This window comes from Xenorhabdus sp. Sc-CR9 (assembly GCF_963897815.1).
In the GTDB taxonomy this organism is placed as follows: domain Bacteria; phylum Pseudomonadota; class Gammaproteobacteria; order Enterobacterales; family Enterobacteriaceae; genus Xenorhabdus.
This window is the reverse complement of sequence record NZ_CAWQTY010000021.1, coordinates 1-4,780: the sequence shown is the minus strand read 5'-3', so window position 1 is coordinate 4,780 and position 4,780 is coordinate 1. Positions and strand designations below refer to the sequence as shown.

The window sequence follows — 4,780 nt, the reverse complement described above, 5'->3', positions numbered from 1 at the left end:
GGGTATTGATGTTATGATTGGCATGACTCAGTCCATTTTGGGATTTGTTTTGATTTGGCGATTAATCAGATCGCGAAAATCGGACTGAGTTCCCTTCAAGTGATCTACTATTTTGAAATCTTATTTAGAATTCTTGATGCAGATAAACCCAGTTCATGTTTAAGAGAATTATCTTATTTTATTTTTAAGCAGAATGAATTATCTAAGTTAAATTATATTTTAATTCAATCAGATGGACATGTATTGGTTAAATCCAGTCCTACAGATGTGACTTATAGAGGAAGGCCAAATAAACCGTGGAAAGATGTTGATAGAATATATGAACCTTGTAAGGTTTATTCCAGTTTTGATAAATTGATAAAACAGGGTGAAGGTATCAATAACAATAAGATATCTAATCATATTCATAACTCAAATGATGCAGGTTTGTTTGTCAGAATAACAGGCACTAATGATAATAGTGATGCTACTAAAATAAAACTGGGTTCAAAAATTATTCTGACCTTATATATTAATTCGAATACCCAAACAATAAATCATGTTTTTAACGGCAATATGCCGTATCAACCAGATAGCGTAGGCGGAAAAACAGCGACCTTGAAATTTGATATACCCTATAATTTATTGAATAATAATCTGGCTTTTCCGTATCATGATGGTGAAATTTTCTTTGATTATCAAATCGGTGATGATAATGAGCGTGATATGACATATGGTGGTATCTGGTCAGGTCATATTGTTACTTTTTAAAAGACAAAAACAAAAAAGATTAAAATAATATTTCTTTAATGACTTAGTAAGACTTAACATTTGAATTATTTATTTTTCCATTAATTTGGAATATATTTTTTTGGAAAATTTTATCAAAAAGGTAGTTTATGAGCCCAAAAAATAAAAATTCTTTGTTGCCGCCCAAGTTTCGTCAAGCTAATTCTGATGGTATAATTAATATCCCTGAAATAATAGCTATGGGTGTTAAGTATATAGTGATGCAGGTAGATAAATATCAACAGGTGGAACTATTAGATAAGATAGAAGGAGAGATTTATTTAAAAGATAATATCAATGATAAAGTAAAGAGTATTCCTTACTATGTAACACCAGATAAATTAGATGATGATTTTTATTTTTTATTTTTTTATGTAAGTGAGATAAATGTATTTGGCTTATGCGAGGCAAAATATACAGTAAAAGATTTTGATGACAATTATCTTTATTCACTAACTTCAAATATTACTATTCTAGGAGGTAATGATATGGGTAATTCAGATTATGAGCTTGTTTTTAAAGATGCTAAGAAATCCATATTGAATTTACATTTAATCAGTAAATATCATGGAGTTAGGGTTCGTGCTAAATTTAAAAATTTGGCGGTTTCTGATACTATCGTTATTACAGCATCTATTTTCGATGAAAATGGTGGAGAATTAAATTCTCTTAAATCTGAAAGTATAGTATTGATACAAGAACAAATAAATTCTGGTTATGTAGATTGTATATTGAAAACAGATAAAGTGAATATTTCAGAAGTAAAATACATTGTCGCAAATTTTTCTGTTCTCAATAAAAATATAGCTTCCGGTTGTTCAAAAATTTCCATCTTTAATGATTTTGATAATGTCAATGTTAAAGTACAAATAACCAAAAATATTGGTGCCAGACCTAGCAGTGATCAAGATATAAAACCTTTTTTAACAGCAGTAATATATACAGATTTAAATAATAGCAGTAGTGGTAAGCTTATTAATGCTCAGCTAACAAACGCCCACTTTAGTGATGATTCTAATAATACATTGCTGAGTGATATAGATGAGAATGGTGTGGGTTATCTTAATATCTATAGTGATGATATTACTAAAAACAGTATGTTAATACTTAACTATACAGATCCTGTTATTGCTTATAAGATCCCGCTCGATTTCTCAAATTGGTTGACACCTCCAGATGGAAAACTGATCTATACTTATAGTTCTTATGGTGTTGCAGATGGCGTTTGTCAATGTTTTCTTCTTATTAAAATTCTTTCAAATAAAATTACTGATATTATAGTGAAATTCGATGATTCCAATATTAGTATTAATGAATCTACTAATGTTTTACAAATATCTAATCCTGATAGTAATAAGATGCTCATTTATGCGTTGACATCTAATAAAGCGGTTCGATCTCAGTTCACTATTAATGTTGGTGGCATTTCGATGCAGCAAATTAATAATACTATTGTTTTTGTCGATCCACTTACATTTTGAGTAGAATAATATGAATATCTTAGTCAGTTTTTCTCAAAGTTATGACCTTATCCAAGGAAGGTCTGCTACTAATTTTCAGGCTACGGTCTATGAAGAGTTTATTACATTGGTTGATTTAGGATTAATTTTTGAATGTTCTTTGGGTAGCTTTGTCGTGAATGGCAAGGACACAGGTCAAAGAAAACTTTCTTGTCATACAGATAGTACAGGGGAAGCCTCTGTAGTGATCATAGGCCCGGATGTCGGTGGTGATGGTCAGTTAACTGTTTTTCTTCAGGAAAGTGGTCAAAAGATTGGTGTACAACCTTATCATTTCAAGGCGACGGCACATTACACACTTAATTTTAATGTCATTAATGACTATGCAATGGCTGATGGTGTGCAGAGTAATAAAGTGAATGCGATTCTTACTGGGACAGGTTCAGGAGTGAATCTTTCCAAACGTAAATTGGATTTAAGTGTTACAGGTTCTGCTTCTTTTGAGAAAAGTCAGTTAGTGCAGTCCACTTCTGTGGATACTGATGCAGCAGGAAATGCAAGTTTTGAACTTTATAATACAAATAAAGAGGGGGAAATTGTAACACTCACTGGTTTCTTGAATACCGATGTAACAGCTTATGCAACTGAACCACTCCATTTTCAGCGTAATTTAGATTGCGACGCTTTTCCTCCTGACAATGGAGAATATATTAGAACAATATTTACTTATTCTATCAATAATCAGCAATATCTCTTCCGTCAGCGTGAATGTGACCACTTGGTGACTGTACATAAGCTGATTGCAGGCGGGCAGCAGGGTGAACAAACGTCCACCGGACAGAAGTGGGTAAATTTTTATGATCTAATCTTCCCTTTTGTACTTGAGGAAAAGCAGTATATTTTGGGGCTGGCTAAGAATTTTATTAATACGTCAAGAAATACATATAAAACTTATTGGATAATTGCAAAATTAGATGGAAATGGTAACAAAGAAATCGTTGATTGTGGTTATTTTGGCAGTGATTACGATGTAGGGTTTGCATATCAGGCGGGGTCGGGGAAGTTTATTTATCTTCATAGTAAAGATAAAAATGTCAATGATAAGTATCCTTATATTATATATGAAATTCTTCCGAGCGGAAAAATGGGAAAATCAACAACACAAAACGATTGGGATAATTTCTATGGAGCGACATTTTTCTTCTCAATGGAAGGGAAAGAATATATGTATCTCCATGCGAAAACTGATCTTAGTGCGCTTACTTACGAATTGAGTAAAGATGGAAAAGTCGGTGAGCAAAATAGTTCTAATATTTGGGCGTATTATTATTATCCGCAGTTTCCATATTTTATTAAAAATACGTGTTATTATGCGGGTCAAAGATTCAGCGATAATTATTGGTTTTCCAGTTATATATACAGAGGGGGAAAACCTGATCCTATCAGTGAACATCAAGATCCGTGGGATACGAGTTATCAATATCAGGTTCCATTCTCTATTGGTGAACACCAATATTTTTTGAGGCAGGATCAGAGTAAAGATCATTGGTATATTACAGAAATTCTTGCTGATACCGAAATGGGAAGTAATACCGATTCCAGTGCTAATCACTAATCTCTGTAATATTGCGATCCAATTACCTGTTATCAATGTTTTTGAAAATTATCTATGTGAAAAGAAAGTAATATACATATTTATCACTGTATGAGAAAAGCCTAAAAATCGGTGTTTTTAGGCTGATTAAATCACTAACTTTAAATTGTGTTTCGAAAGATTTTTAAGAGAATATGCTTTTTTTCCTTAGATAATGTCGTCATAAATTATTTTGTGCGATAATAAGATTTGCATTCCATAAACAGAGTGAACTAACCATGAGCACGCCTGCATACCGCCGCCACGATATTTCCGAACATGTCTGGAATTTACTTGAACCCCACTTACCGGGTCGAAAAGGCGCTTGGGGACGGGTTGCTTACGATAATCGATTATTTATTAATGCCGTATTTTGGATTTTACGTACGGGGGCGCCTTGGCGAGATTTACCGACCGATTACGGTGATTGGAAAAATACGCATCGCCGTTTTTGCCGGTGGCGGGACAAGGGCATATGGGAAGGGTGACTCGAGCAACTCATTACTGAGCCGGATTTTGAGTGGTTAATGATTGATGCCAGCCACTATTCCCAATACTACACACCTTTTTCCCTTTTCGACACACCCAAATAAGCTGGAGGCCTTGTCTTATCCGGCCTGCGGCGATCGGGGATCAGTTAGGTTTATATTAGGATCTATTAAGGATCTAATTGTAGAATATGTGGATAAGTTATATGTAAATTCTCGTTAACACGCTCACTAATAAAAATTAAGTGAGAGGTCATCTAAATGGCGTCGTCATGAAATACTCAACCAAAGAGCAAGGCAGCGAATTTGGACTGCGGCAAGAAACGATGCACTGTTTTTGGCGTAACGGGTCGCTATACCACGCCAGCGCTTCAAATGGAGAAAAGCGTTTTCAACCAAATGCCTGAGTCGATAGAGCTCGCGATCATATT

Annotated in this window: 3 protein-coding genes and 2 pseudogenes; 4 read left to right on the top strand and 1 reads right to left on the bottom strand. The window is 34.0% G+C overall.

Annotated features, from left to right (window positions below):
* Positions 1 to 54: 54 nt before the first annotated feature.
* From AACQ81_RS01040 to AACQ81_RS01025, 4 genes and pseudogenes are all read left to right on the top strand, one after another.
* On the top strand, positions 55 to 750 hold the full coding sequence (locus AACQ81_RS01040) for a hypothetical protein (protein ID WP_237388385.1): 696 nt from the start codon (positions 55 to 57) through the stop codon (positions 748 to 750).
* A 128-nt stretch (positions 751 to 878) separates the two neighbouring features.
* Positions 879 to 2,249 carry a hypothetical protein gene (locus AACQ81_RS01035; RefSeq protein WP_237388384.1) on the top strand — a complete coding sequence of 457 codons (1,371 nt, stop codon included), beginning with the start codon at positions 879 to 881 and terminating at the stop codon, positions 2,247 to 2,249.
* A 10-nt stretch (positions 2,250 to 2,259) separates the two neighbouring features.
* Complete coding sequence (locus AACQ81_RS01030) at positions 2,260 to 3,843, top strand: hypothetical protein (RefSeq protein WP_237388383.1); 1,584 nt, start codon at positions 2,260 to 2,262, stop codon at positions 3,841 to 3,843.
* A gap of 257 nt (positions 3,844 to 4,100) precedes the next feature.
* A pseudogene (locus tag AACQ81_RS01025) lies at positions 4,101 to 4,346 on the top strand (transposase); the annotation flags it as partial.
* 273 nt (positions 4,347 to 4,619) lie between these two features.
* Here the strand turns inward: AACQ81_RS01025 and AACQ81_RS01020 are convergent.
* Positions 4,620 to 4,780, bottom strand: a pseudogene (locus tag AACQ81_RS01020) (IS5/IS1182 family transposase); the annotation flags it as partial.